This is a genomic window from Microcoleus sp. F10-B2 (assembly GCF_036704965.1).
Lineage (GTDB): Bacteria > Cyanobacteriota > Cyanobacteriia > Cyanobacteriales > Microcoleaceae > Microcoleus.
The window spans coordinates 64948-89005 of sequence record NZ_JAUBTB010000007.1; the positions used below are offsets into that span (position 1 = coordinate 64948).

22 protein-coding genes are annotated in these 24058 nt (G+C 44.2%); 10 read left to right on the forward strand and 12 right to left on the reverse strand.

What is annotated here, in order from left to right; translation table 11 throughout:
* Nucleotides 1–47 precede the first annotated feature (47 nt).
* The 6 genes from QUA99_RS04480 to QUA99_RS04505 all read right to left on the reverse strand — a co-directional run bounded on the left by QUA99_RS04480 (nt 48) and on the right by QUA99_RS04505 (nt 7348).
* Entirely contained in the window at nt 48–2405 is a 2358-nt protein-coding gene (locus QUA99_RS04480) for a polysaccharide biosynthesis tyrosine autokinase (RefSeq protein WP_333235445.1), read from the reverse strand.
* Between the two features lie 329 nt (nt 2406–2734).
* The gene (locus QUA99_RS04485) at nt 2735–2881 is read right to left on the reverse strand and encodes a hypothetical protein (RefSeq protein ID WP_333235447.1); all 147 of its coding nucleotides are present in this window, start codon (nt 2879–2881) and stop codon (nt 2735–2737) included.
* A 552-nt stretch (nt 2882–3433) separates the two neighbouring features.
* Complete coding sequence (locus QUA99_RS04490) at nt 3434–4879, reverse strand: MFS transporter (RefSeq protein WP_333235448.1); 1446 nt, start codon at nt 4877–4879, stop codon at nt 3434–3436.
* Nucleotides 4880–5378: 499 nt separating this feature from the next.
* Nucleotides 5379–5936: a Uma2 family endonuclease gene (locus QUA99_RS04495; protein WP_333235449.1), complete on the reverse strand. Its 558-nt coding sequence runs from the start codon at nt 5934–5936 to the stop codon at nt 5379–5381.
* A 59-nt stretch (nt 5937–5995) separates the two neighbouring features.
* Nucleotides 5996–6550, reverse strand: a complete 555-nt coding sequence (locus QUA99_RS04500; protein ID WP_333235450.1) for a hypothetical protein — start codon at nt 6548–6550, stop codon at nt 5996–5998.
* A 120-nt stretch (nt 6551–6670) separates the two neighbouring features.
* Nucleotides 6671–7348 carry an ATP-dependent Zn protease gene (locus QUA99_RS04505; RefSeq protein ID WP_333235451.1) on the reverse strand — a complete coding sequence of 226 codons (678 nt, stop codon included), beginning with the start codon at nt 7346–7348 and terminating at the stop codon, nt 6671–6673.
* Between the two features lie 240 nt (nt 7349–7588).
* On the opposite strand from QUA99_RS04505, the gene rseP reads away from it, so the two are divergent.
* The 4 genes from rseP to rpsN all read left to right on the forward strand — a co-directional run bounded on the left by rseP (nt 7589) and on the right by rpsN (nt 11116).
* Nucleotides 7589–8689, forward strand: a complete 1101-nt coding sequence (gene rseP / locus QUA99_RS04510; RefSeq protein WP_333235452.1) for an RIP metalloprotease RseP — start codon at nt 7589–7591, stop codon at nt 8687–8689.
* A 321-nt stretch (nt 8690–9010) separates the two neighbouring features.
* On the forward strand, nt 9011–9769 hold the full coding sequence (locus tag QUA99_RS04515; protein ID WP_333235453.1) for a Uma2 family endonuclease: 759 nt from the start codon (nt 9011–9013) through the stop codon (nt 9767–9769).
* 35 nt (nt 9770–9804) lie between these two features.
* Nucleotides 9805–10449, forward strand: coding sequence for an endonuclease III (gene nth / locus QUA99_RS04520; protein ID WP_333235454.1), 645 nt, complete (start codon nt 9805–9807; stop codon nt 10447–10449).
* Between the two features lie 364 nt (nt 10450–10813).
* Nucleotides 10814–11116 carry a 30S ribosomal protein S14 gene (gene rpsN, locus QUA99_RS04525; RefSeq protein WP_015175060.1) on the forward strand — a complete coding sequence of 101 codons (303 nt, stop codon included), beginning with the start codon at nt 10814–10816 and terminating at the stop codon, nt 11114–11116.
* 202 nt (nt 11117–11318) lie between these two features.
* On the opposite strand, the gene QUA99_RS04530 is transcribed toward rpsN, so the two are convergent.
* Nucleotides 11319–11648 (reverse strand): hypothetical protein, encoded by a 330-nt coding sequence (locus QUA99_RS04530; protein WP_006633845.1) that lies wholly within the window; start codon nt 11646–11648, stop codon nt 11319–11321.
* Between the two features lie 46 nt (nt 11649–11694).
* On the opposite strand from QUA99_RS04530, the gene aat reads away from it, so the two are divergent.
* The 3 genes from aat to leuS all read left to right on the forward strand — a co-directional run bounded on the left by aat (nt 11695) and on the right by leuS (nt 15918).
* Nucleotides 11695–12291 carry a leucyl/phenylalanyl-tRNA--protein transferase gene (gene aat / locus QUA99_RS04535; protein WP_445250978.1) on the forward strand — a complete coding sequence of 199 codons (597 nt, stop codon included), beginning with the start codon at nt 11695–11697 and terminating at the stop codon, nt 12289–12291.
* A 99-nt stretch (nt 12292–12390) separates the two neighbouring features.
* Nucleotides 12391–13113, forward strand: coding sequence for a Uma2 family endonuclease (locus QUA99_RS04540; protein WP_333235455.1), 723 nt, complete (start codon nt 12391–12393; stop codon nt 13111–13113).
* A gap of 249 nt (nt 13114–13362) precedes the next feature.
* Nucleotides 13363–15918, forward strand: a complete 2556-nt coding sequence (leuS, locus tag QUA99_RS04545) for a leucine--tRNA ligase (protein ID WP_333235456.1) — start codon at nt 13363–13365, stop codon at nt 15916–15918.
* Between the two features lie 82 nt (nt 15919–16000).
* Here leuS and QUA99_RS04550 read toward each other — a convergent pair whose 3' ends face one another.
* A complete protein-coding gene (locus QUA99_RS04550; protein ID WP_333235457.1) occupies nt 16001–16804 on the reverse strand; it encodes a helix-turn-helix domain-containing protein in 804 nt (267 codons plus the stop codon).
* A 225-nt stretch (nt 16805–17029) separates the two neighbouring features.
* Between QUA99_RS04550 and QUA99_RS04555 the strand changes: the two genes are divergently transcribed.
* Both QUA99_RS04555 and QUA99_RS04560 read left to right on the forward strand, forming a co-directional pair.
* Nucleotides 17030–17980, forward strand: a complete 951-nt coding sequence (locus tag QUA99_RS04555) for a site-specific DNA-methyltransferase (protein WP_333235458.1) — start codon at nt 17030–17032, stop codon at nt 17978–17980.
* A 71-nt stretch (nt 17981–18051) separates the two neighbouring features.
* Nucleotides 18052–18978 (forward strand): alpha/beta hydrolase, encoded by a 927-nt coding sequence (locus QUA99_RS04560; RefSeq protein ID WP_333235459.1) that lies wholly within the window; start codon nt 18052–18054, stop codon nt 18976–18978.
* Here the strand turns inward: QUA99_RS04560 and QUA99_RS04565 are convergent.
* Nucleotides 18968–19777, reverse strand: a complete 810-nt coding sequence (locus QUA99_RS04565) for an SAM-dependent chlorinase/fluorinase (RefSeq protein ID WP_333235460.1) — start codon at nt 19775–19777, stop codon at nt 18968–18970. The two genes, QUA99_RS04560 and QUA99_RS04565, sit on opposite strands and share 11 nt — an antisense overlap.
* An 18-nt stretch (nt 19778–19795) precedes the next feature.
* On the opposite strand from QUA99_RS04565, the gene QUA99_RS04570 reads away from it, so the two are divergent.
* The gene (locus QUA99_RS04570) at nt 19796–20644 is read left to right on the forward strand and encodes a DUF3598 family protein (RefSeq protein WP_333235461.1); all 849 of its coding nucleotides are present in this window, start codon (nt 19796–19798) and stop codon (nt 20642–20644) included.
* 324 nt (nt 20645–20968) lie between these two features.
* On the opposite strand, the gene QUA99_RS04575 is transcribed toward QUA99_RS04570, so the two are convergent.
* From QUA99_RS04575 to QUA99_RS04585, 3 genes are all read right to left on the reverse strand, one after another.
* Nucleotides 20969–21733, reverse strand: a complete 765-nt coding sequence (locus QUA99_RS04575; RefSeq protein WP_333235462.1) for a GIY-YIG nuclease family protein — start codon at nt 21731–21733, stop codon at nt 20969–20971.
* Nucleotides 21734–21846: 113 nt separating this feature from the next.
* Nucleotides 21847–22710, reverse strand: a complete 864-nt coding sequence (locus QUA99_RS04580; protein WP_333235463.1) for an aldo/keto reductase — start codon at nt 22708–22710, stop codon at nt 21847–21849.
* 222 nt (nt 22711–22932) lie between these two features.
* Entirely contained in the window at nt 22933–23727 is a 795-nt protein-coding gene (locus QUA99_RS04585; protein ID WP_445250979.1) for an ABC transporter permease, read from the reverse strand.
* Nucleotides 23728–24058: the final 331 nt, after the last annotated feature.

Sequence of the window (24058 nt, forward strand, 5' to 3'; positions counted from 1 at the left end):
GTACGTGGCACGGTATCCATTTTGGGGTGGGGTCATCTTTTTTGCTCTCACTCTTTTTTGGGAGCTAGTTTGCGGATGCCAGACGCTGCTGGTGAAAAGTTCAAATATTCATTTTTCTCTTCAACAACTGAGGATTTAGGTGCTTGATACTTCTTGCCTTTGGTGGCATGATTAGCAACTGTGCCCAAGCACGGTATGCCAAAATTTTCTAATTGACTGACAACTTTTTTGACTACAGAAAACTTGACCTGGCGAATTGCTACAACCAGCAGTATTCCATCTGTGCGCGCTGCTAAAAAATTCGTATCTTTACTGTCCGCCAGCGGCGGTGTATCGTAGATAACTAAGTCAAATGTTGCCTGAAGTTCTTCCATTAAATACTGCATCTGAGATGACGCCAGCCGTCTGGCTGTACCGGCATGAGGGAGACCCGCAGTTAATACAAAAAGATTATCTGCTAGATGCGATCGCTGGATAATTTCATCGGGTTCGTTTTGATTGTCGAGCAAGTTGCTCAATCCCTTGACATTAGGCAGTTCCAACAGCAAGTGCAGGCTGGGCGAATGCAAATTCGCGTCTACTAACAGCACTCGCTGACCCGCCAGCGCTGCCACGTGAGCTAAGTTTAAAGCAACGGTAGATTTGCCCTCGCCAACTGTAGCCGAACCAATTGCCAAAGAGCTAATTGTTCGGTTTGAAGAAAGAAAGCGGATATTAGTATAAAGAGAGTCAAAAGCTTCTATAAATTCCGAAGCAATTTTCTTATTACCCTCTTTTCCTTCAAGATAAGCATAGGAATTAGCAATAGAAGGCGGAAATCTTTTAGCATTTTTGTCCAGAGGAATTGCTCCCAATAAAGGCGCTTCGATCGCATCTTTAACGTCATCAGCACAGTAGAAAATATTGCGAATTTTTTCAATGAGGATAGCCATTCCCAGACCCAACACTAGCCCCCCAACAACTCCCATCATCAATTTGTTTTTATTTTTTGATGCAACTGGAATCAATTTGCCTTTAGGATCTCGCGGTATCTGGGGTTCAGAAATTATTTCCCAAGGTACTTGGCTTTGAGCTGCTTGGATGCGGAGAGTTTCCCGCTGACTTAAAAGTTGATCGCGGGTGCGGGAGGCTATTTCTAATTGCTGTTGCAGTTCGTTGTAGCGGCGGGCTATGCTGGGAAATTCTCTTGCTTGGCGGTTCAAATCATTTTTAGTTTGGGCGATTGCCTGACTGCGAGCTTCTAAGACTTGAACTTGGTTGGCAGTATCAACCAATTGTTTAATCAAGCCTATGCGAATCGAATTTTGAAAATTCTGAACTTTAGGATTGGCTGCCGTGCCTACTAAATTTTGCCCCAAAATTCGATCGGTTTGCTGGTTGAGCAAAGCTACTAAATTTGCCCGCTTGCGCTCTAAAGCTTCCACTATAGGGTTAGCAGATTTAAAACGAGCTGTTTCTACAGCAATCTGACCTTCTACTTCCTTAACCTTGGTCAGCAAATCTTTATATTGAGGTTCTTCGCTTAAAGCTGAAGCAGCAATAGCTTCATTTGGTGTAAAATCTAATTGTTTTTGCAAGTTAGCGTACAGCGTTTTCTGTTCCTGCAGCAGCCTTTGAGTTTCTAACTCTAAAGTTTCTACGGTGCGAACTTGCTGGATCAATTGCGCGCCTTGTTCTTTAGGATCGCTAATCTGTTGCTGCTGCTGTATAACCTGTAACTCCGACTTCAGATCGTTTACGCGCTTGTTGAGTCCCGGAAGCTGGTCTTCAATAAACTTAACACCTTCACCAATGCGAGTCTTGCGTTCGTCAAGGCTGTATTTTAAATATTTCTTTTTAGTTTCTTGTAAAACAAACTCAACTAATTTAGGGTCAGTCCCCATGAAGCGAACTTCCAAAATTTTAGTAATCGTCATCTCATCTTGTCCGATCCGCAAAACGAGCAATCCTTTTTGAAGAAGTTCCTCGGTAAATTCTGGATATCGTTTTTGGACTTGTTTAACAATAGCCGACAGCATCTGAGGACTCTGGAGAATTTGAAGTTGAGTTGCGTAGTCCAAACTAAAAAATTCTCGACTAGGCACTGCCCCCCCCTCGCCGCGATTGGCTAGGGCAGAGGGGTCAGCAATTCTTGCCTCCGTTGTCACGGGTTCCACTAGCATCCGAAAATCGCCTTGATATGTTTGCTTACCTCCCTTGATCTGATAAGTAACTCCAGCGCCTGCTAGACCTATAATCCCAATAATGATTAGGGCTTTTCGCTGAAAAGTCCTCAACAACGGCTTTAGATTCAATCCTTTCTGAGGCTGCGCGCTTAATTCTTCTCCCTCGTCAACGGAAAATTGCTGCACCTGTCTGCTCTGGCTGCTAATTGGTACGATATGAGCGTCCTGTTCTCTTTCCATGTTGACCTCTTTGAGATTTTGTTGGTAAAATCAGCTCAGTTGTGCGGACTTTCTGGTTGATACTTTCACCATTGACTTAAGGATATCACAGGAAATTCTTGGTTGGTCGGTTCCACTTCCTTCTAATAGTTCTCACAACTTTCACCTAGTATACAAAAATAACTAAATCCCTATGTTATGTCGGCTGCAATTTTTTTTTACTAACTGAAGAGAGAGTTGTATCCGACTGCATTTCTGTCTGCTGTGTTGTGCTTGTATTTAGGGTCTCAGGGGGACTCTAGCAACTTTTTAGGGTGTGGCTGAGCTTCGTCCCAAGTCGTTCAATAACTTTACCAAAATTTTACAATTTGCGGTAACACCTCAGCCGCCGCTTGCGGTGGTATTGCTTTGTAATTTATGCCATTTTTCTGTTCGCGGTCAACGGCAGCGACACTTGTTAACTTACCCGCTAACCGATCGGCTAAAAAGTTTTGCATTTTCCATTTAGGTAGATATAATTAGCAGAATTCAGTAGATATTTGGAACTGCAACTAATCGAATCAATTTCCGATAAAAATCTGTCTCTTATTTTAATTATAAACTTTTTAACGAGCTGGATGGCTGCTTAAGTCTATATTACTTACTCATCGCCGCGACTTTATCACAAACTACTCTCAATACTGTACTACAGACATAAAAATTAATAATTTGTGTTGTCAAACTCGATCGACATCTCGAACAACTCAAGCCTTGTGGGTTTTTCTAGCGGGGCGGATGGCGCTGCGCGATTTATGTATTTTCGTAAAAAAACTAGGTTTCTGCGTTCCGGGGCTATTACTAAAACTATCGCTTTGATTCGCCCTCCGAGCAAGCTATAGCAATCCTTTCGGTAAAAACGCAACGGGCTTTTATGGGAATTAACCGATGCAATAAGAAGATGACACATTGTCAAAGAAAAAAAAGAGTTCGCACAGGATGGGAGGATTGCTATCGATCTCGCTCGGATTAGCTATCGGTAGTTGTTGTTTTGGGATTTTACTAATTACCAACTACTGCTTATTAGCGCTTACTGCTTGTGCTTTTCTTTCTCTAAGTTTCAACAATATTTCTGCATGAACTTCGCGGGTTATAGGATAAAAATATGTAAGAATCATGCCAGCAATTAAAGCAATTGTGGGCAGCGGCCCGATCGCAACTCGAATCGCAAACAGTGCAGACTCTGGCTGTACGGGTGCAGGCTGTCCCGGAACTGTAGATAGAAATCCAGCTCCTTCTAATGCTTGGCCTACCAACCACAAACCCCCTGCCAATCCGATTTTTTGCAGCAGTACCATAAACGAATAGAAAACGCCTTCGCGTCTTTCTCCTGTTTGCAGTTCGTCGAGTTCGATCACATCCGGTATCATCGACCAAGGTATGAGATAAGCCGTGGAAACTCCGACACCTGCCATGACTGCTAATAAGTACATCTGCAATACTTGTCCTGGTTGCAGGAAAAATAGTCCAGCTTGGGCAATAATCCACAAACTCATGCCCATAAAATATACGGCTTTTTTGCCGTATCTCTCGCTGACTTTACTCCAAACAAATAGCATGATTAATGCAGTACCTTGAACTGCGATCGCCACCAAGCTAAAAACGTACTGTGGCTGTTGCATCCAGTTAACAACAAAGTAGGGAATAATAGTAGCAGTCAACTGCACTCCCAGCCAAGAAAAAAGATAAATTCCAATTACGTACAAAAAAGGGCGATTGCTAAATGCAATCTGCAACTGTTCTTTCAGCGGCAAGGAAGTAGAATTATCTAGTTCTGCGTTTTCTAATAGTTGGGCTGCGACGTGCTTGCGAGTTCCCAAAACGCACCAGTACAAAGGCAAGACAGAGATAACTGCACTGATTGCACCTAATACTAAATATTGTTGATTCGGGTCCTTTTCAAATACACGAAAGATAATTAGAGCTAAGATCAATGAAAAGATGCTGCCGCCAATGGAGAAAGCAAATCGAAAACTATTAAGGCTAGTGCGTTCGTTGTAGTCTTGAGTAAGTTCTGGAGTCAGGGCTGTGTAGGGAAGATTGACAGCCGTGTAGGCGGTGTTGAACAAAATGCCGATCGCAACATAGTACCAAAATAACACTGTGTGATCCGTGCTAGGTACAATCCACTGCAATAAGAAGAATATGCCGAAGGGAATGCCACCATATATTATCCAAGGATATCGGCGGCCCCAAGGGTGAGAAGTGCGATCGCTCAAAACCCCCACAATTGGGTCGTTTATGGCATCCCAAACCTTGCCAACTACCAAAATATTGCTGGCTAAGCCAGCAGGTAAACCAGCGACATTTGTAAAGAAAACTAGCAGGTAAAATGCCAACACATTAGCGGTAATTGCCGGGCCGAGGTCGCCGGCACCGTAAGCTAATTTTGTCGATAAACTGAGTTTTTGTGTTGCGGGATTGTTGGCGGCTGGTTGAGGCGGGGAAGTGTTGCTCATAAACTTTGATTTCGGGATTTTTTGGCAGTCACAGTCTTTCCAGTAGGAGTATAACTCATGCTACGCTCTAATACTAAGTTTTTTGTAGCGATCGGGATTATTCTGAAGAATTGGTAATTGATAATTGGGAATTGGGAATCGATAGATTTGTAGGGGCGGGTTCACCAACAATAATCGCCGCAAAACAAACAATCTCAAAAACCCGCCCCTACCCAACAAACAAGCCAAATGTACGTTCAGATTTACGGTGGGGTGGGGGCGGGTTTATATGAATTGTCGGTCATTGTTATGTATGGTTTGTGAACCCGCCCCTACAACGTTGTGGTAATTCCAGCGACATCAATATACACAATACCCGTAGATACCGTAGGGTGCGCCGCCACAGATAATCTACTTTCCAATGTCGAAAATCTAGCAGCTACGCACCATACAAGGGGCGGGTTGTACCCGAAATATCGATCCGCAGCTAAAGATATCGATAAACCCGCCGCCCACAGACTTAAGGAAACAGTTGCGAAATCTGAACTTCTATTTCGGGAAATGCCAGCATTGACAAAATTACATCTTCATTAAATACTGTTTCTTGCCTGTAATTTCCGCCCATCGGTTCGCGAAAAACATAAACTTGCCGCGTGTTAACATCAAGTATCCAATAATCTGTAATTCCCGCCTTAGCATAAGCCGGTGCTTTCCGCCTGCGGTCTGTTTCTAAAGTCGTGTCAGCTATTTCTATTAATAAGAAAATATTGTCTGGTGCGGGATGAAAATCTTGGTACAGCCGAGGGTCGATTTGCACTACAGCAATATCCGGTTCTGGTTCTGAATTATAACTTAGAGCGATCGGGTCTTGGATGCGAATTAAAGCAAGTCCTGCCAGCAGACTTCTGAGATAGTCGGCTGCACAGAGGTTAGTGGCTGCGTGGGGAGGATTTTTTGCACTGATTGAAATAATTTGCCCGTCAATTAATTCGACTCGTTCATCGGGATTGAGAATGCCTGTTTCGGTCATGCGGCGATATTCCTCTACACTCCACAAGCGTAAATCTGTTACAGTCATGGCACAATTTCCTTGGGCGATATTATCTATTATCGATTCACATTCTAGTTTTTCTTAAATTACTCGGTCAACAATCTAGATTTAGCTGTAATTGCTCCCACACACCACAAAATAGCATTGACAATCTCCGATCGCTGAATATCTTCTTCATCTAAAAAACTTGCAAACTCTTCCTCAATATTCAAATGGTCTGCAAAATGATAAAGTATGCGCTTGTATTCAGTTGGCATCGGTATTAAAGTAGCTTTCACTAAATCTAAAAGCGGGTTCAAGCAGTTGAGGATAGTAGCTGACTCGTCAAAATCTTCGGCATCAAGCAAGTAAAGCGTTTCTGCTATGTCACAAATAGCGTCTATTTGTGTTGGTAACTTTTCCAGTTCGCTGACATCGATATCGCACAGTTGGAGAGCGTTAATCGCTAATTCTGGACGGTTAAAAAATACAAGTTGACCGCCGGCTACTAAAGGCGGCTCTTGTTCTCCATAGACAATTAGAGTATATAGATTCGGTATTTCGGTTTCGGGGTCGATGCGGAAACCGAACAGCCACAGCAATTTTTCTGGATTTTGGTTCGCGGTTTGCAGTGTTGTTGCCAAATTTTTTGGTTCTGACATGAATTTTTAATCCCTATAAAATTTACACTCTTAAACCCGGTTTCTACGGAAAATCTGGGTTGTAGTAACAAATATACAAAGAAACAGGGTTTATGAAGGCGAGAGTGCCTAAGTTTTGTCCTACAAATTTTGCTGGATTATCTCGCAGCACTCAGGGACGGTTGCTCTTTTTTCCATTGCTGCTACTAGGGCTTCGTAAGCTAATTTGTGGCTTTCAATCAGGTTTTTTGCTCGCAGCAAACCCCAGTTTTGTTTGAGTTGAATTTCGGAACTGGGACGGCGCAGTTGTGTTAAGATTGCGCTGATTTTTGTGCGGTCTTCTGCTCCTCCTTGTGCGCTGCCGTAAACAAATTTTTCTGCGACTATTCCGGCCATCCACACGGTGCAGTATTGGTCTAAAAGTTGGGAGGAAAGAGTGCCGTTTTGCAGTTGAGATGCTAATTGTTCGTCTTCAAATCGGACGCCGCCTTGGGCTGTTTGGCCTTGTTTAAATGCTTCCCAAGCGTTGAGGGCGTAGCTGGTTACGGGAATTCCCAACAGGTACGCGACTAGGAAGTGTCCGGCTTCGTGGTGAAGGATACGATCGCGCTTTTGTTTGGAAGTTCCTCCCAGCCAATCTAATAAAATGGTACCGCCTTGACCTTGCCACTGGAAACTGTCGAGGGTGGCTAGCCCCAACAGGCAAAAAGTGGCGATCGCAGGTACGGCTTCTGGCAAGTTGAAGGCGGGGCCCAACAATATTGAAACGGTGATGGCAAAGATAGAAATAGCGATAATATTCAAAGAAGTGTCTTTCATAATTGGAAATGGGTAACTGAGAATTGGTAATGGATAATTTGTAATAGGGAATTGGTTTTAGAGGTAAACTCAGGTACGATCGCGCGATCGGTTTGGCAGCGTCGGGTCATCGCAGCGCCCCGGACTTCCGACAAAAACACCATCTTCCAGTTTGACCGAAAATTGCCGCTCCGAAGCCACCGATATTAAAAAGATATTAAAATAAGTCAAAGTCAAATAAAAGTGTTAGTGGAATCCTTCATGTCAGTTTTGGCAGCGATCGCAGTTTTAGGTATCTTGATTGTCGTTCACGAACTCGGCCACTTCCTGGCGGCGAGACTTCAACACATCCACGTCAACCGCTTCTCTATCGGTTTCGGGCCCATCCTCTGGAAGTACCAAGGCCCGGAAACTGAATATGCCCTCCGCGCCTTTCCCCTGGGAGGTTTCGTGGGTTTTCCCGACGACGATCCAGACAGTACAATTCCCCCAAATGACCCGAATTTGCTCAAAAATCGCCCCGTGCTCGATCGGGCGATTGTCATTAGTGCAGGGGTAATTGCCAACTTGATTTTTGCTTACTTCCTGCTGGTGGTGCAATTGGGCACTGTCGGCGCGACAGAAATCAACTACCTACCGGGAGTTAAAGTCCCGGAAGTCGCCGCGGAAGTCAGTTCGGCCGCCAAACAAGCGGGAATTCGATCTGGTGACGTTGTTCTGTCTGTTGACGGCAAGGAATTGGGCGCTTCCCGCGAAGCAATCAAATTATTGGTAACAGCAATCCAAGATCGTCCCAACCAACCCCTAGCGTTGGAAATTCAGCGCCAAGAACAAAAATTTGTGGTGACAGTAACTCCTGAACTGTCGCCCGACGGCAAAGGTCGCATTGGCGTGCAACTAACTTCTAACGGCACTGTCGTGCGGCAGAGGGCCGGAATTGTAGAGGCGTTTAGCAAGGCAGCCAAAGAATTTGAGCGGATTGTGGTGCTGACGGTGCAAGGTTTCGGGCAGTTACTTAGCAATTTCAGCCAGACTGCCGACAAGCTGTCCGGGCCTGTAGCGATTGTGGCTATTGGTGCAGGGATTGCCAAATCGGATGCTGCGAGTTTGTTTCAGTATGCTGTGCTAATTAGCATCAATTTGGCTGTGATTAATATCTTGCCTTTACCTGCTTTGGACGGCGGCCAGCTAGCTTTTTTGTTAATCGAAGGACTGCGGGGTAAACCTTTACCGAACCGTATTCAGGAAAATGTTATGCAGACTGGTTTGATGCTGTTGCTGGGTTTGGGAATTTTCTTGATTATTCGGGATACAGCTAATTTGGCTGGGTTCGATTTGATGGGCAATCTTCGTCAACAATAGTCAGTAGTCAGTAGTCAGTAGTCAGTAGTCAGTAGTCAGTAGTCAGTAGTTGGTAGTTGGTAGTTATTGATTATTGATTATTGATTATTTGTTATTTGTTGGTTGCCACTATAGCCATCCTCGCATCATTTGTGAATTTCTTACTCCCTCCCCAAGGCATCGGGGAGGGTTGGGGTGGGGTCAAAAATTTACGACTCCTGCAAGGATTGCTATAATAACCAATAAGATTAGTCAACACTTAAAAAAATTAATAGTCATTAGTCATGACAGCACTTTTGACTAATGACTAATATTCGCTCATTAAATTTAGTAAAAAAAGCAATGATTACACAACTGCAATCTCCCGAGAAATCAAAAATCGTCTACCCAGATGACAACGGAGAACCCATGTCAGATAATACCGAACAGTTTCGATTAATCGTCTGGATTAAAGAAAATTTAGAACTTTTATTTGCGAGCGTTGCTGATGTTTTTGTGGCGGGTAACTTACTGTGGTATCCAGTAGAAGGAAATAATAAACTTGCTCAAGCACCAGATGTGCTGGTAGCCTTTGGCAGACCGAAAAGATATCGAGGTTCCTACCAACAGTGGAACGAAGATAACATTCCGCCGCAAGTCGTGTTTGAAATTTTGTCGCCGGGGAACCGTCTAACTCCGATGATTCAAAAATTCAAATTTTACGAACGCTACGGCGTGGAAGAATATTACTTGTACAACCCGGAACAAGTGGATTTAACTATATGGCAGCGTCGAGACCAAGAATTAGAAGCTGTAGAATCGGCGGATGGTTGGGTAAGTCCCAGACTAGGAGTGCGGTTTCAACTATCAGAAACCGCACTACAAATATTCGGACCTAACGGAGCGCCATTTGTAAGTTTTGTGGAACTCGCTCAACTGCGAGAGCAAGCAGAATTAAGAGCTGAACAAGAACAGCAAAGAGCTGAACAAGAACAGCAAAGGGCAGAACAAGAACGCCAAAGAGCCGAACAAGCAGAAACTTTGCTGGAACAAGAACGATCGCGATCGGAAGCTTTAGAAGCTCGACTCCGCGAAATGGGAATCGACCCCAATATTTTGTAAATCACTAATGGCTAATGGCTGATGACTAATGACTGATGACTAAAAAGTTAAGTTTAAAACAACGATCGCTCGAAATTCTGATTCGCCTCAAACGCCTCTATCCAGAAGCTCCTTGTACTCTCAACTACGAAACTCCCGTGCAGTTGCTGGTGGCGACGATTCTCTCGGCTCAGTGTACGGACGATCGGGTAAATTTGGTAACGCCGACTTTGTTTGAGCGTTTTCCCGATGCGGTGGCTTTGGCAAATGCTGATTTAGAAGAACTCGAAAGTCTCGTGCGATCGACTGGTTTCTACCGCAATAAGTCTAAAAATATTAAAGGTGCTTGTCAGGCGATCGTCAATAAATTCAACAATCAAGTACCGCAGCGGATGGAACTGCTGCTAGAATTGCCCGGAGTTGCCCGCAAAACAGCTAATGTCGTTCTCGCCCACGCTTTTGGTATTAATATGGGCGTGACGGTAGACACTCACGTCAAACGTTTGACTCAGCGGTTGGGATTGACCGAACATACCGATCCTATAAGGATCGAGCGGGATTTGATGATATTGTTGCCACAGCCGGATTGGGAAAATTGGTCGATTCGGTTGGTTTATCACGGCAGGGCAGTTTGTAATGCGAGAAATCCGGCTTGCAATATTTGCGAACTTGCAGATTTGTGTCCTTCTGCTAATAGTTAGGTGTTGCACCAAGGTTAAGTACAGGCAAGATGCCTGTACCACAAAAAAATTGAGTTATTGCAGATTTTTACCGTTCTGCTAATAGTTAGGTGTTGCACCAAGGTTAAGTACAGGCAAGATGCCTGTACCACAAAAATGTTGAGTGATTGTGGTGCAGGCATCTTGCCTGTTGCTAAAAATGTGGAATTATTGTGGAACAGGCATCTTGCCTGTTGCTAAAAATGTGGAATTATTGTGGAACAGGCATCTTGCCTGTTGCTAAAAATCTTGTTAACAAAAGAAGTAATTCAAATAAAAGTTATCCAAAAAGACAAAAATATAGTAAAATAGTAGATTGTGATTTATCTAAGGATATCAACAGATTATGGCTAAGAAGAGCATGGTCGAGCGCGAGAAAAAACGCCAGAGACTCGTAGACAAGTACGCCGACAAGCGGGAAGACCTGAAAGAGCAGTTTGACCAAGCTAGCAATCAGATGGACAAAATGGCGATTCACCGCCAACTGCAACAGCTACCCCGCAGCAGTTCGCGGACTCGCTTGCGGAACCGCTGCTGGGCAACAGGACGGCCCAGAGGTTACTATCGTGACTTCGGACTGTCTCGCAACATGATGCGAGAAATGGCTCACGAAGGTCTTTTGCCCGGTGTTGTGAAGTCTAGCTGGTAGCACGAAGGAAGAAGGCACGACACGGATGATGACACGGATACACGGATGATGTTTTTCTGAAATTGTCGTGTTTCTGGAGATTTATTCTAAAGAAAAGGGAAGAAGGAAGAAGGAAGAAAAAAACTCACAATTAATCGGCAGGATTAGGTTTGGGGTAGATTTTTGTTTCAGACTTATGAGTTAAATTTTCCTCCTTCTTGCTTCACTGGCCGCAGCATTTATCGATGCCGAGACTTTCGAGTAACAAGTCGCTGACGGCGTTGGCGATCGCAAATTCGCCGTAGAAGCTTTTAGAAAAATCATAGGCCTGCATTTCGGTGACGATCGCAATTACGAGGCTGCCCAAGTCGTTTTCCCCTTCCATGCGCTGGCGGACATAGATTTGGGCAGCTCTTTTAGCTATTTGCTGGTTGGCTGCTTCTGGGATAAACTCGGAGTCTAGCCATGCCAGCAGCGTTTGTTGGAGCCATTGGCCTTCTTGTTCGGGGTTTTTGGCGGGCGGTAAGGTAATAGGTTCGATGGTTTCAGACATGATTATTCCTAATTGCTAATGTTGACTTTGAAAAGTCAACTGACAAATGAGAACTGATAAATATATGCAATATGATATACCGACAATTATACAAGGATACGCGCAAGGCTACTTCTTGATGGCAAATGACGGCGAGGAAAGTTTGGGGTGGTATTCGAGCCGTCAGCGGGCGCTGATTCCGCTGGATGAAAGATTTACCTATCCGAAATCCCTGCGCCGCCAACTCAATCAAAATCGGTTTTCGGTGGCTGTGAACCGCGATTTTGGGGCGGTGGTTGAGGGTTGTGCCGATCGCGAAACGACTTGGATTTCTAAGCAGCTCAAGCAGATTTACTGGGGTTTGTATGAGGCCGGTTGGGCTTACAGCTTCGAGACTTGGTGCGGGGACGAATTGGCGGGCGGTATTCTCGGATTGTCGATCGGCGGTGCGTTTATTGGGGAGTCGATGTTTTACCGAATTCCCGAGGGTTCTAAGGTGGCGATGGTGAAGTTGGTGGAGAGATTGCGCGATCGATCTTATCTGCTTTTCGACGCTCAAATGAACAATCCGCACTTGGAAAGATTCGGAGCTTATACTGTTAAGGAAAAACTGTACAACACTCTTTTGCAAGCAGCTTTGAAGCGCCGCTGCACGCTATTTTGAAATTCTGTCAGTAGGGAAACGGCACTGCCGTGTTCGGCGCGGGTAGTTGCTTCCAACAATAGTATAATTAAGCTCAGATACTTCTCGGAGACAACCACAATGCAAGTCACAACCGAAGAAATTATTTATCCATCCAGCGACGGTCAACCAATGGCAGACAGCACAATACAATACAAATTAATTGTCACAATCAAAGAAGGTTGCGAATCGCTGTTTGAAGATGACCCCAACGTGTTTGTAGCCGCCGATTTACTTTGGTATCCCGTTGAGGGAAGAATAGATATTTCTCAAGCACCTGATACGATGGTGATATTTGGTAGACCAAAAGGCGAGCGACGTTCATACATACAATTTCGCGAAGATAATATTGCTCCCCAAGTCGTCTTTGAAATTCGCTCCCACAACGATAGTAACACAAAAATGAACAAGAAACTTTCATTTTACTATCGTTATGGAGTCGAGGAGTATTACCTTTACGATCCAGAAAAAAATCAGTTAGAAGGTTGGCAAAGAATTGAAGGAATCTTAGAACCAATTGAACCGATGGAGGGATGGATAAGTCCCAGACTGGGAGTGCGGTTTGAGTTACCAGAAGAAGGGTTAGAAATCTATCGCCCTGATGGAGAAAAGTTTCTTTCCTATTCCGAAATAAATGCAGAGCGGCTATTAGAGCGACGGCGCGCCGAACAAGAATTTCAGCGTGCCGAAGAAGCTTCGCAGCGGGCCGAAGAAGCCTCGCAGCGTGCCGAACAAGAAGCTCAAAAAGCGGAACGTTTAGCTGCCAAACTGCGGGAATTGAACATTGAGCCTGATAGCATCTAAGCTCGAACTAGGAGAATAAACCCGGTTTGTCAAAGAAATCGGGTTTCTGGGGATTGCAGTTATTTACTTTTTTCAGGGCGAACGGCGATATTTGGTCGATCGCCCCCAGCTCAAATTACATATACTACAATATATAATACAGATATTCGAGCCAAAATCCTTGGTACTCAGAAAAATCCTAATCGAGGCCCCTTGAATGTGCAAAAATATTCAAGCAAACATTAGTAAATTATACAAGGAGAAATTGTTGTGGATTCCAGATATAACCCCCAATCCATAGAAGAAAAATGGCAGCAGACATGGGCTGAGCAAAACTTAGACCAGATGCCAGAAGATACCCAAAAGCCTAAATTTTATGCCTTATCCATGTTCCCCTACCCGTCGGGAAACCTGCACATGGGCCACGTCCGCAACTACACAATCATCGATGTAATTGCCAGACTCAAGCGAATGCAAGGTTATCGGGTATTGAATCCGATGGGATGGGATGCTTTTGGTTTGCCCGCAGAAAATGCAGCCATCGAGCGAGGAATTCCCCCCGCACAATGGACTTATCAAAACATTGCCCAAATGAAAGGCTTATTTCGCCGGCTGGGTATTTCTTTCGACTGGACAAAAGAAGTTACAACTTGTTCTCCCGATTATTATCGGTGGACTCAATGGATTTTCTTGCAATTTTTAGAAGCAGGATTAGCATATCAAAAAGAAGCCGCTGTTAATTGGGACCCTATAGACCAAACAGTTTTAGCAAACGAACAAGTAGATAACGAAGGTCGTTCCTGGCGTTCCGGTGCCAAAGTCGAGCGCAAATTATTGCGGCAGTGGTTTCTCAAAATTACCGATTACGCCGAACAGTTATTAAACGACTTAGAGAAATTGCCAGATTGGCCTGAAAGAGTCAAATTAATGCAAGCCAACTGGATCGGCAAATCAGTCGGTGCTTACTTGGAATTTCCGATTGTCGGAATGGATGAAAAAATCGCCGTTTTCACCACTCGCCCAGACACAGTTTACGGCGTTAGTTATGTTGTTTTGGCACCGGAACATCCATTAACTAATCGCGTTACTACACCAGACAGAAAAGCGGCCGTCGAAACCTTTGCCAAAGAAGTCTCTGCCCAAAGCGAGATCGATCGCACAGCCGAAGACAAACCAAAGCGCGGCATCCCCACAGGCGGCAAAGCAATCAATCCTTTCAGCGGCGAAGAAATTCCCATTTGGATAGCCGATTACGTGCTGTACGAATACGGCACCGGCGCAGTCATGGGAGTACCCGCCCACGACACGCGAGATTTCAAATTTGCCAATCAATATCAACTGCCAATTAAAGTAGTAATTGTAGATGATGATGAGCTGCCGCTGACGGAAGCTTACACCGAACCCGGAATTATGATTAATTCCCAAAGCTTCAACGGCATGGATTCAATTAAAGGCAAAGCAGCAATTATTAGAGCGGCCGAAGATGCAGGTTGCGGCCAAGCGCGAGTGCAATATCGCTTGAGAGATTGGCTAATTTCTAGACAGCGTTATTGGGGCGCTCCGATTCCCGTAATTCACTGTCCCACCTGCGGCACAGTCCCCGTACCCGCATCGGATTTGCCCGTATTGTTGCCCGAAAATGTAGAATTTACGGGCAAAGGTTCGCCCTTGGCAAAGATGGAAGAATGGGTAAACGTTCCTTGTCCGAGTTGCGGCACTGCGGCGAAGCGGGAAACAGACACGATGGATACTTTTATCGATTCTTCCTGGTATTTCTTGCGCTATCCCGATGCTCAAAATCAAGAGCAAGTCTTCGATTCGGCGAAGACAAATGATTGGATGCCCGTAGACCAATATGTGGGCGGCATCGAACACGCAATCTTGCACTTGCTGTATTCGCGGTTCTTTACCAAGGTTTTGCGCGATCGGGGTTTGATCGATTGTGACGAACCATTTAAACGCCTGTTAACTCAAGGCATGGTGCAAGCAATGGCCTACAAAAACCCCGTTACTGGCAAATACTTTCCCCCAGCAGATATAGACCCCGCAAATCCCAAAGATCCTCAAACTGGCGAAGCTTTGCAAGTCTTCTACGAGAAGATGTCCAAATCAAAATACAATGGCGTTGACCCCTTGGAAGTTATGGGCAAATATGGGGTAGATACGGCGCGGATGTTTATTTTATTCAAAGCACCGCCAGAGAAGGATTTGGAGTGGGACGACGCCGATGTGGAAGGGCAATTTCGCTTTTTAAATCGCGTTTGGCGTTTGGTGACAGAGTTTGCTCCACCCCCCCCTGCCCCTCCTTGCCAAGGGGGGGAGAAAGAGGTGTTAAGTAAACCTGAGAAGGATTTGCGGCGGGCGATTCACACTGCAATTAAGGCAGTGAGCGAAGATTTGGAGGGCGATTATCAGTTCAATACTGCTGTTTCTGAAATGATGAAACTCAGCAACGCTTTGAATGATGCTAAATGTAAAGATTCGCCAATTTATGCAGAAGGAATTAACACTTTGATTCGCTTGTTAGCGCCTTTTGCGCCGCATATTGCTGATGAATTGTGGCACAATACTGGTAACAGTGAATCGGTACACGTGCAAACTTGGCCGAGTGTGGATGCTTCTGCCTTAATTACCGATGAAATTACGCTGGTAATTCAAGTTATGGGCAAAACTCGCGGCACAATTAAAGTGCCTTCGGGTGCTGACAAAGCTGCTTTGGAAAAGTTTGCTCGCGAGTCGGAATTAGCCAAGCGTCACCTGGAAGGTAAGGAGATTAAAAAGGTAATTGTGGTGCCTGGAAAGTTGGTTAATTTCGTGGTAGCTTGAGTGTAAAAGTCGCTACCTGTATGCAACGTATCGTTTATACACACACACAACCTAATCCCCTTTAAACACTATCGGGCAACTATTATTTACTGTGAGAGTAGACAAGTTGCCCTTTTTTTACTAACTTCAATGGAATTTTAGGATTGTTTAGTGGCTCGTTTCTTAGCCTCACCTTTTCTTCCCATTCTTTAAATTTAGGTTCCAGCATTTCAGGTGTAAGTTTATAAATCTCTTTGAGAGTTATGCCTTCATACAGTCCAATATACCAAGCTTCTACTCTGCGATATTTGTCAAGTATAATTTCATTCAAATGATGGTGAGTAGTGACCCCACCGCTTCTATTGAGAGCAATATTTATTGTTTTAAGTTCGTATTCTTTTCCTTCAGCATCAATAGCATCGTTTCCTTCACGTCCAGGTGATATCCGCAGCCCTAAAAGGATTAATAACTGTAAAGTCTTTCCCCCGTTATCTTGAAAAATATCCGCAATACCATATTCACTAGCCAGATTTTGCAATTCTTGGATGCTTTTCATAGCATTTTCTAGCCGTTTAGCATCTGAAATGCGTTCTGCTTCCGTGGTAACAGCTTCTTCAACAGGCTCCACAACTGACGGAGAAACTGGTTCAGCTATCAGGGTGCTAATGAGAGCTGTACTCTCGCCACTTTGGCTAAAACTGATTAAATAAGTAGCGGGTACATCAAGCGCTTCCGCTAGAGCGAAAATAACTTCAAAGGATGGCGATCGTTCACCGCGTTCCAATAAGCTGATATAGTCAGTAGTCTTGTCTATGAGTTCTGCTAACTCGTCCTGTGTCATCCTTTTTTCTCTGCGTAACTGACTTACCTTGGCCGCAAATTGTTGTCTGGCTTCTTTGTAATTCATACCCCTCACAATTGATAAAAACGAACTTTCAGTTCGCTTTTTGAATGGTACGAAGAATTTATACAGAACACAACGTACTGAAAGTACGGATTGAGTATAACTAAAAGTACGGATTTAGATATAATGACAGTAGGCTGTGTCTCTTGTACCTTAAACTAATCTCAATTAAACATGAGTAACATTTTGCCCGCCCCAATTTACACCACCCAATACGGTCAATCTTATTTGGGAGATTCTCTTCATCTCCTGAATAGTCTTGCTAGCAATTCTGTAGATTTGGTGATTACATCCCCTCCTTTTGCATTGCAACGCCAAAAGAGTTATGGAAATGAAGATCAAGATTTATATGTTGATTGGCTGCTGGGCTTTGCTCCGGAAATTAAAAGAGTTCTCAAGGATACTGGAAGTTTTGTTATAGACCTTGGAGGTGCTTATCAAAAAGGAATCCCTGTACGATCGCTGTATAATTACCGCGTGCTTATTAGGTTATGCGACGAGTATGGATTTAAACTTGCTCAAGAGTTTTTCTGGTTTAATCCTTCCAAACTTCCATCTCCTATAGAGTGGGTGAATAAAAAGAAAATCCGGGCTAAAGATTCTGTGAATACTGTTTGGTGGCTTTCCAAAACGAATCAGCCTCAAGCGAATATTAGTAAAGTCAAAGTAGAGTATTCTGAGAGAATGAAAAAACTTTTGAAAAATGCTGATGAATTTTACACGCCCAAAGAACGCCCTTCCGGTCACAATATTAGCGATCGATTTTCCAAAGATAATGGAGGTGCTATTCCATCTAATTTGCTAGAAATTTCTAATTCGGAAAGTAATTCTCAATACTTGCGTTGGTGCAAAGAGTTTAATGTTAAGGCTCATCCGGCACGTTTCCCCCAAAAACTACCGACATTTTTTATAAATTTTCTTACTGAACCGGGAGACTTGGTAGTAGATATTTTTTCGGGTTCTAATACTACGGGTTATGCAGCAGAACAATTATCAAGAAACTGGATAAGCTTTGAAAAAGAAAAACAATATGTTGCTGCCTCAATATTTAGATTTTTGCCTCAAGAATCCTTTGGCGAAGCGGATACAATATACAACCAATTGTTAACTGAGGAAGCATCAGGATTGATTTTACCTCAAACTAGGCTACTTTTTGAAGTTAATAATTATTGTTTTTAGTTTTGCTCAATCGTCAACTTTTTATTTGACTTACCACAATGCTCGAAATACAAAATAGATACAGACATTGTTTGAAGCTTTTATCGTCTTTAGTGAAAATTTTGGCGATCGCCTACATTGCTTGCTGTATACTCTTGTTTTTTCTGCTAACTCGTTTGATATTTCAGCCAACACCTACAATCGCCAAAACACCGGATGCTTTTAACATCCCTTACCAAGAAGTTTGGTTGCCAGTTAAGGGTCGATCGCCCAAAATTGAAAAACTGCACGGTTGGTGGCTGCCCGCCGCAAATCGACAATCATTAGGAACTTTATTGTACCTGCACGGCAGGGGTTTTAACATCGGTGCGAATATCACTCAATCTTACCGCTTTCGGCAATTGGGTTTTTCGGTATTGCTGATTGATTACCGGGGTTACGGCCGCAGTCAAGGCAGTTTTCCCAGCGAAGCTCGGATATATGAAGATGCCGAAACAGCTTATAATTATTTAGTGAAACAGCGGCAATTGTCGCCCAGCGAAATATTTTTGTACGGTCATTCAATGGGAGGTGCTGTTGCTGTGGAATTAGCGATCGCACATCCGGAAGCTGCGGGATTAATTGTTCAAAGTTCGTTCACTTCAATGCTGGATATGGTAGAACGCTACAGTTTGATGCGGCTGTTTCCGATGCGGCTGCTGCTGACGCAAAAATTTGATTCTTTGGCTAAGGTTAAATTGTTGCGAATTCCGGTTTTGTTCGCCCACGGGACTGCTGACCCTTTGATTCCCGCTGCGATGAGTAAACAGTTGTATGCTGCTTCTCCTGAACCTAAGAAAATTTTACTTGTTCCTAATGCTAAGCACAATAATGGAGATGCTTTTTTTAACAGTAGCGAATACCGCCAAACTATTGTTGATTTTGCAGAGAAAGGAAATAATATCAAACGGCGATTGAAATCGCTTCTACACAAACAAAGTCCGCCTGCGCGGACTGAAAGAGATGATTTTAATTGTTAGTTTCAAAAAGCAATTGCACGATCGCTCCGCATTCCAATTTTAATACCGATTGAGCGCTGCCGCCATTAACGGCAATTTCTACCCAACCGTCAGAACCAGTTATGGCAATTAAATCGCCCGGTTCGGTGTCGCTGTAGGTTTTACCGCTGGGGATGCGAATTGCATCAGAACTATTGCTAATTGTTACTGACCAATTGCTACCTATAATGCAATTATTGGGGATATTAGTAATTAGATTGCCGAAGCGATCGACATATTGAATGCAGCCCGCTGCACCTGTGGCTGTAACGCCACAATTTGGTATCTCTAACTGCACTAAACTTGCAGGGTCGATCGCATCTCCCAACTCTTCCAACGCCACCCCGTTGGCCAAATGAGCGCCCGCTGCAGCGAAAATATCGCGACCGTGGAAAGTGCTGCTGGGTTGAGGTGTGCGCCAGTATTTGGGGTTGGTGAGTTCGACAGAGGATCTCGCGCTTTCGCGACTCAACACCCCGCTAAACAACCCGTTATCCGGCCCCACAAGCCAGCAATTAGCACATTTAACCGCAACAGGGCGTCTCTTGCTTCCCACCCCCGGATCGACGACCGCAATATGTACGGTTTCCGGGGGAAAATAAGCAAAAGCAGTCATCAAACAAAACCTCGCCGCTGCTATATTTTGAGAAGGTATTTGGTGCGTAATGTCAATGACTTTGAGTTGGGGATTAATTTGGGCGATCGCACCTTTCATTACTCCTGCATAAACATCGCTTAATCCAAAATCCGTAAGCAGAGTTATAATTCTATTTTTAGACATATATGCAAAGGTAAAAGTATGGTATCACAATGGGAAAACTTTCTGCAAAACTTGGGAGAATGGCACGGTTCCTTTACCCAGTTATCGCCGCGGGGAGAGGTACTTCAAGATACTCCTAGCATTCTTTCTCTCGAAGGTCTAAATGACAACAAAACTGTGAGATTAAAACTCCGTCGCTTTTCCCCAAATCCCAGCGGTGTCGGCGAACCTGAAGTGAGCGAAATTGTTCGAGAATATCAGGGTTTGGGACGAGATATCCTGTTTTTTGAGAATGGAGCTTTTTGTCAGGGAACTATTCAACTAGCGCCTTATTCTCAATGCGGTGCCGAGTTTGGTTTTATCTACAATAATCGCCGGTTGCGCTTCGTTCAGCTCTACAATATCGACGGCTATTTATCCAAACTTACCTTAATTCGGGAAAAGCAGCTTGATAAAAATGTCCCCGAACGTCCGCCTTTAACTGTTGACGATTTGCTGGGAGAATGGCAGGGCGAGGCCGTGACAATGTATCCAGATTATCGTCATCCTGATTCCTATTCTACCAATTTACAATTGCATTTGGATGGAGCCGATCGCCTAATTCAAAAAATTACTTTTGGCAGTAATGGTACTGTTATCAGTTCTAGCGCCAGCATTGACGGTTCTGTATTAAATTTTAACGAAGGTGCTTCGCCCGTGCAAGTTGTGCTGCTTCCTGACGGCGGTTCTTGCACTTTACCTGTCAAAGCTGAATTCAGAAAACCTATATTTTTCGAGGCCGGTTGGTTGGTAGAACCTGACTTGCGGTTTCGGATGATTCGCAGTTACAACGATCGGGGTGAATGGGTAAGTTTGACTTTAGTTACTGAACGCAAAATTAGTCATTAATCCCGATCGGTTGTTGATGATTAAGATTGAGTCGGGCGGGCTAGAAGCCCACCCCACAATAAACTTGATGTATTGTGGAACGGGCATCTTGCGGACGGGCTAGAAGTCCACCCCACAATAAACCTAATGTTCGGTTGTTGATGATTAAGATTGAGTCGGGCGGGCTAGAAGCCCACCCCACAATAAACTTGATGTATTGTGGAACGGGCATCTTGCGGACGGGCTAGAAGCCCACCCCACAATAAACCTAATGTATTGTGGAACGGGCATCTTGCCCGTTCTAAAAATAGTACAAGATATCACCACTACAAACATTTTTCAGATTTAGGAACCGGACTTTGTTTCCTGGGTTTGCGACTGAATCACGGCACTCCAGTCATCATTGTTAACAGCAGCTTCCAGATGCTGGTGTCGTTCGCCGTCAATTTTTGCTGCTGTTTCTAACTCTTTGGTAAGAGTGGAATCGGCCATTGCTTTGCGTAATTTTAGCTTCTTTTCTTCATAAGCTTTTTGTTCCTCAGCAGACATAGCAGCGCGCGCAGCTTGGCCTACCGTAGCTGCCCACATTTCGCTGTCTGCACTGTTTCCAGGCGGAATGCTGCCGAGTTCGGCTATCCACGTATCGCGCAAACTTTCCATTTCTTCCCGCTTGGGGAATTTGAAAGTTTGCACGCGCAGGAAAGCACAATTTTCGGCGCCATTTTGGGCGATGTGACCGTTGATGGAAAGCAGGATATTTCGCGAATAACCTACATACTGAGTGTTGCGGGAAATGTCCATTACAGCGTAAACGCCGGCGACTTTCGCGTTAGTTGCTAGAGCACGCCACGTATCGATCGACATTACTTGCGTGCCGTCATTTTCTAATTCAGAAATAGCATCTGCTGCGCTGTGTTCTGAGTCGGAACTGTATAAAAAGTTGTGCAGTCCTTCATGGGCGACAGGTACGTTTTGATGTTCAATTGCTACGTCTCTATCGGCATTCACTTGATTAGCTTCCATTAAATTCAATTCCTCAAAAAATGTCGTTTTTACGGGCGGGCCGGATGCCCACCCCACAATCAAATCATTTGTTTGTGAAACAGGCATCTTGCCTGTTCTATTATTTTGTTAGGGCGGGCCGGATGCCCACCCCACAATCAAATCATTTGTTTGTGAAACAGGCATCTTGCCTGTTCTATTATTTTGTTAGGCTTACCTACTTAACTTACGGCAATTTGTTGCAATTCCTCGTCAGTCAATTTAACTTCGAGTGCCCGCACAGAGTCCTCAATACTCGATACTTTTGTCGCACCGGGAATCGGAACGATGCAGGGCGATTGGGCCATCAACCAAGCTAATACTATACAGTAAACAGAAACGTTTTTTTCTTCTGCTAATTTGGCGATCGCGGGCAGATCTTGCAAGCTTGTGGCGCGGCGGCTTCCTCCCAGAGGACTCCAGGGAAAAAATGTCAGTTTTTCGGTTTCGCAATATTCGAGCACGCCGTCTGATTCTGGCTGTCTGTGCCAAGGATTGTACTGATTCTGAACAGAGACAATTTCTACTGTATCGCGGGCGCGTTTGATCTGCTCTACAGAAAAGTTGGAAACTCCTATAAATCGAATCATTCCTGCTTCTACTGCTTCTTTTGCGGGTGCTAGGGCTGCTTCGATGGTATAAGCAGGATCGGGCGAGTGATATTGCCAAAGGTCGATCGGTTCCTGGCCGCCGAGTGCTTCAAAACTTTCGCGTATTGTCTTGCGTAAATGGTGGGGGTTGCCGTTGCGCGTCCATCCACCTTGAGGCCGCATTAAGCCGCCTTTAGTGGCGACAGTGACAGCTCTAATATCTCCAGTATACTGTTGTAAAGCTTTGGCAATCAGTTCTTCGTTATGGTGTTTGTCGGATTGATCTTGGCAGTAGGAATCTGCGGTGTCAATTAGGGTGACACCCAAATCGAGGGCGCGGTGAATTACCGCAATAGATTGCGATTCTGGTGGCCGGCCGCTTAAGGACATCGGCATACATCCAAGACCGAGCGCGCTGATAGTAAAATTAGTGTTTCCCAGTTGTTTTCTTTTCATTTATTTGCCCTCGTTTGCGTGGTTTATTTACTGTTGAAATTTCAAGAATATAAGGCTCTGTTTAAATTTTACATTTTTTTAAAGTATATAAGTAGATATGAATAAAATATTTTGTATAAAGTTGTAATAGCTGGTAAGGCAAGGAACTCTTGTAGAATCGAGTTAACCGTTTCACGCACGCCCCTCTCCCCACGCGATGTGTATGTGTATCTAGCTGCTTCACTAGCTCGAAGCGCTGGTGTAAAATCGGAGTGCAAATTGCCAAAAGTAGCGGGAAGCGCACAAAAGCCCGATCGCCAATATTCCAGCCCCTCCTATCCAAACTATATCACCTCTGCCGAGCATTGCTTCTGCCGGTACTGTGGTAAAGAAGGCAACGGGGACTACGAATGTGAAGAAAAATCGGTAAGCTGCCGGATAAGCTGCCATGGGAAATCTACCTGCTTCTAATAATCCTCTGAGAACTTCGGTAACGTTGTAAATTTTGACAAACCAAATACTCATAGCACCTAACATAAACCAGATGCTGTAAAGACTCACCATGCCAAATAACAGCGGTATTGCTGTTAGGAAATAGTTGCCGATTCCCAATCCGAGTTTGTTAGCTGAGTACAGCAACAATACCACACCGAAGATGATATCGGGTATTCCCCAAGGGGAAACTGTGTTTGCAGACAGCCAGAATTGCGAACTGATGGGTTTCAGGAGTACGAAATCGAGAGTGCCTTGCTGGACTCGATCGACAATACGGCTGAGGTTGGGCGCGAGAAAGGTTGACGCAAACCCCTGCAAAATCGTGAAAATACCGAGTACAACTAAAGCCTCTTCCCATTTCCAGCCCGAAAACGTGTAGCCTGTACGGTAAAACAAAAACAACCCAAACAAGCTGCCAGCAAGATTTCCGAGGCTGCTGAGGGCCGCGAGAACAAAGTTAATTCGGTATTCTAGTTCCGCTGCGATGGCCGCACCCCAGAACAATTTCACTACGTCCAAATATCGTCCCATGTTTATAGCCATTTTTCACCGTTGAAATACTTAAATTCCCTCATATTGTAAAGGTTTGGTGAAGTCAACTGCTGTACGGGCCGCTCACTTCACTATAACTTTAAGTTATTGAGACAGCTTACATAAATATTTTTACTTAGCTAAATTATTAAGTTAGTTAACAAAAGTTAAACAAAAACTACAATTTATTGATTTAAGTCAATCTCAATCCGCTATTATTTGCCACGTATTAAAGCAGGATTCATGTTTCCATAAAAAAAAATTTAATAGATTAGGAATACTAATATGTTACACATATTAACATTATAAATGTTTGAAAAACATCTAGCCATACCCAAACCGA